Here is a 3774-nt window from a genome sequence, read left to right as displayed (position 1 = left end):
AGACCTGACCGGTTACAGCAAATCTGAATTAACCCAGATGAGCGTGGAAAAGATCAGTGCGCATAGTCATGGCTTTGATTTTCATCATGCCGTAAAGAAAGTTCACCAAGCAGCAAGTCATAAAGCCATCACATTTGAATGGCTCATTCAGGCTCAGGACCGACATCATATCCCTGTTGAAGTCTGCCTGAAAATTGTTGAAATCGAACATCAACCCAAAATGCTGGCGCTCGTCCGCAACATCAGTGAAATCAAAAAATATCAGTATCAGCTCCAGTCAAAAGATCAGTATTTTAAGATGCTGCTGGAAAACTCGGGGGATGGCATTGCCATCCTGGATACTCAAGGTAAACTCCTTTATGCCAGCCCTTCCCTGCAGCGAATTCTGGGCTATCGCGATCGCTTCGTGCTCAATAAAAATGTTCTGAGTGTGATTCATCCCGACGACCGTATGAATGTGCGACAACTCCTGTTTAAAAAACCATCGAATGATGATATTGGCACCATTAACTACAAAATAATGTACCATAATGGCAAATGGCACCATCATGAAGCAACCGTCAAGAACTTACTTGATCATCCTGATATTCAAGGCATTTTAATTAACTATCGGGATATTACCGAGCGTATAGAAGCAGAAAATAAGGCACGTGCCCGGGAAAAACAACTTGGACATATGTCTCGTTGTAAAACCATGGGCGAACTTTCAACTGCGCTCGCGCATGAGTTGAATCAACCCCTGGCGGCTTTAAATAACTACGTCGGAGGCAGCATCATCCGCATTCAAAACGGTTTAGCAAATACTCAGGAAACCATTGATGCTTTGAATGCAGCCTTGAATCAAACTCATCGCGTGAATGGCATTATTCACAGCATGCGCAGCTTCCTCAAAAAAGGCGAAGCGAATTTTAAAGTACATTCGCTCAATCGTCTCATTCAGGACTTAAACCCGCTGATTGGTTTAAAAGCAGATCAAGGTGGCTGCACGATTCATTATGAACTGGGTGTATCTCCCATCTGTATTTCGGCGGATGAGACTTTGTTTAGTCAGGTGATTATTAATCTGGTGTTCAATGCGGTCGATGCCCTACAAAAAAACCCTGAAGGTCAGCGCGATATTTTCATCCGCACCTGGCAACACAGCCAGCATGCACGGATCGCCATTGCGGATAATGGTCCCGGCTTAGAAGGACAAAATCCTGAACAGTTATTTGAATCGTTTTATTCAAGTAAAACCGACAGTATGGGGATTGGATTGACCCTATCGAGAAGCATCATCGAAAATCACCACGGTTATTTATGGGTTTGTGAAGGCGAATCAGGTGCCATCTTCAATATTTCTTTGGCAGCACAGGAGCGTGCAAAATGTATATGACCAATCCGCATGTCGCAGAACCCATCGTATATGTCATTGATGACGACCCAGACATTTGTAACTCTTTAATCTGGCTTTTGGATTCTGTTCAACTCGAGTCCAAAACTTTCAATAGTGCGACGGAATTTTTAAGCTACCAGCGTCCACATACGCCAGCCTGTTTGATTCTGGATATTCGTATGCGCGGTATGAGTGGCTTGCAGTTACAACAACAGCTGAATCAGCAAAAGATCAGTATGCCGATTATTTTTATGACCGGTCATGGTGATATCCCGATGTCCGTCAATGCCATGAAAGCGGGTGCATTTGATTTCCTGGAAAAGCCGTTTAACCCGCAGCATATGCTGAATCAGATTCAATCGTGTTTACAGCAAGCAGAACTCGATTTTTTAGAAGCTGAAAAACGTGAACTACAAAGATCCAAACTTAAATCACTGTCCCCACGTGAAAACGAAATTATTCATTTATTGGTCGATGGCCTGTCCAGCAAACATATCGCGCAGATGCTGAATATCAGCCATAAAACGGTCGAGATTCATCGCACCCATATCCGGCAAAAACTGGGCACCGAGTCGATTGCGCAGATTGTCAATATGGTGTTGATGTGTCGCGACAAATCCTTGCAAGTGATGGTTTAAACCCATCAGCTTGCAAGATTTAAAGTTAGATCAAGATTTAGAAGAATCGATCGAAGTGGATTTGCTGCTGCGGAATGCCCGCCTGATGGGCCATCTGTTCAATGGATTTCACCATCGGTGGTGGGCCTGCGCAGTAAATTTCATGCTCAAGCAATTGGTCGCCTAGCACATCATTGATCACATCATGAATGAAACCTGATCGAATCCCTTCAATCAGCTCTGATGAGGTTGCAGGTACATAATTCAGTCTTGTACCCAGTTCAGTCCATTCACGCATTTGCGCTTCAGTCAGCAAATCGCGTTGTTCACGTCCGCCATGAAAGAACCAGACTTTGTGATGCTGTAGATGTGGATTGACTGCAACTCCACGTGCAATCGCTAGCATTGGCGCTAAGCCTGAACCACCTGCCACGCAAATAATCGGACGTGGCTGCTCTTGCAAGTGTGCCAGTCCATAGGGACCATCAATCTGAATCACGGCATGTTGTCGTTGTTGCTCATCAAACAGTAGGTTGGTCATCTTACCATCCGGCACACGTCGAATCTGGAACACCCACAGCCCTTCGTCATTCGGCAAGTTCGACATCGAATAGGCACGCAGCAACTGCTGGTTGACCCAAAGCAACGCATATTGACCCGGAATGAATTGGGCAGGCTCATCCGACTGCAAATGAATTTCTAGAATATCATGGGTAATCGGCTCTACATGCTTCAGCTTAACGGCCTTCTGCTTTGGCAAGATTTTTGGTGTGCACTGTTCATCTAAACGAACCTTGATCACACAGTCCGATTTTGGTCGACATTGGCAAGCCAAAACACGTCCTTTACGTTTGTCTCGATCAGACAACCCGGGTGCATCTGCCCACAGGTTTTCAACCTCACCCGACAACACTTCAATTTTACAGGTTCCGCAGCCACCGGCATTGCATTCATAAGGCAAGCCTAAACCTTCACGCAAACCACCACGTAATAGCACGTCATCGGCTGCACAGTGAAATTGTCCCTGTCCTTCAATTTGAATTTTATGCATAGGGCGTTACTCCACCAAATAGACCTGACCATCACGTACAAATGAGGTGTAGGTTTTGAGTGGAATACTGCACGGTGCACCACACGGCTCACCGGTTTTAATATCGAAAGCACCAGCATGGAAGGGGCATTCCACTTCGCAGCCATCAATTTCGCCATCGGCTAAAGACGCATCACCATGGGTACAGGTATCATCGGTGACATAGAATTCACCATCTTCGAGGTGGAAAACCGCCAGTAGTGGATAACCGTCGATAATGACCTGCAAGCCTTCACCTTGTTCAACATCCGAGGTGAGGCAAAGAAATTTTTCTGCAATATTGGTCATTTGAATATTCATGCGCTTAACTCCTCAATCGGTGAATCTGTCGCTTCAGGCCCCAGGGTGTGATAACCACCATCGGCATGGATGGTGCTACCGGTGAGTAATTTGGCTTTTGGACTGCATAACAAGCTTAAAGCTTGTGCGACTTCTTCAGCATCGGCAATACGACCCAGAACATGGAAACGACCAGCCACACGATCGGTTTTCGGACGGTCATTGCCTGAAATCATTTGCATTGGCACAGACCAAGTCCAACTGAGTGACAAGGCATGTACACGGATACCATCAGCGGCTAAATCCAAAGCCATGCTTTTGGTCAGCTGCTCCAAGGTTGCTTTTGATGCCGGATAAACCCAACGCTCTTTTTGAGCAATGCGGGCGCTGACACTACTAATATTAATTACAGC

Annotated in this window: 5 protein-coding genes; 2 read left to right on the top strand and 3 right to left on the bottom strand. The window is 45.8% G+C overall.

Annotated elements, in window-relative coordinates:
• A partial coding sequence (locus tag WAK81_RS13075) for a PAS domain-containing sensor histidine kinase (RefSeq protein WP_422197396.1) occupies window positions 1-1375 on the top strand: 1375 nt, incomplete at its 5' end.
• On the top strand, window positions 1366-2013 hold the full coding sequence (locus WAK81_RS13070; RefSeq protein WP_250852431.1) for a response regulator transcription factor: 648 nt from the start codon (window positions 1366-1368) through the stop codon (window positions 2011-2013). The genes WAK81_RS13075 and WAK81_RS13070, both read left to right, overlap by 10 nt.
• A 37-nt stretch (window positions 2014-2050) precedes the next feature.
• Here the strand turns inward: WAK81_RS13070 and WAK81_RS13065 are convergent, their stop codons facing one another.
• From WAK81_RS13065 to WAK81_RS13055, 3 genes are all read right to left on the bottom strand, one after another.
• Window positions 2051-3043: a 2Fe-2S iron-sulfur cluster-binding protein gene (locus tag WAK81_RS13065; protein WP_422197394.1), complete on the bottom strand. Its 993-nt coding sequence runs from the start codon at window positions 3041-3043 to the stop codon at window positions 2051-2053.
• Window positions 3044-3049: 6 nt separating this feature from the next.
• Window positions 3050-3382 (bottom strand): non-heme iron oxygenase ferredoxin subunit, encoded by a 333-nt coding sequence (locus WAK81_RS13060; protein ID WP_422197392.1) that lies wholly within the window; start codon window positions 3380-3382, stop codon window positions 3050-3052.
• Window positions 3379-3774 (bottom strand): SDR family oxidoreductase (locus WAK81_RS13055; RefSeq protein WP_422197390.1); only part of this gene is annotated, 396 nt, incomplete at its 5' end. The genes WAK81_RS13060 and WAK81_RS13055, both read right to left, overlap by 4 nt.

This window comes from Acinetobacter sp., from assembly GCF_049284435.1.
GTDB lineage: Bacteria > Pseudomonadota > Gammaproteobacteria > Pseudomonadales > Moraxellaceae > Acinetobacter.
The sequence above is the reverse complement of the archived record's forward strand: the minus strand, read 5'-3'. Positions and strand labels throughout refer to the sequence as shown.